This window comes from Thioalkalivibrio sp. XN279, from assembly GCF_011089885.1.
In the GTDB taxonomy this organism is placed as follows: domain Bacteria; phylum Pseudomonadota; class Gammaproteobacteria; order Steroidobacterales; family XN24; genus XN24.
Genome location: NZ_JAANBD010000016.1, coordinates 1 through 231, shown reverse-complemented (window position 1 = coordinate 231; position 231 = coordinate 1). Strand labels below are relative to the sequence as shown.

Genomic DNA, 231 nt, shown 5'->3' with positions numbered 1-231 from the left:
ATCATCCTCAACATCGGCAAGCGCGTCATCGGCATGGTCGTCGACGCCGTCTCCGACGTCACCTCCCTCGCCCACGACCAGGTCCGGCCAGCTCCCGAGTTCGGCACCGTCCTGGACACCGCATACATCGACGGCCTCGCCACCGTCGACGAACGCATGATCATCATCATCGACATCGAAAAACTCATGACCGCCGAGGACATGGGCCTGGTCGACCAGGCAGCGGCCTGA

Annotated in this window: 1 protein-coding gene; it reads left to right on the top strand. The window is 63.2% G+C overall.

Annotated elements, in window-relative coordinates:
* Window positions 1-231 (top strand): chemotaxis protein CheW (locus G8346_RS02850; protein WP_206202556.1); only part of this gene is annotated, 231 nt, incomplete at its 5' end.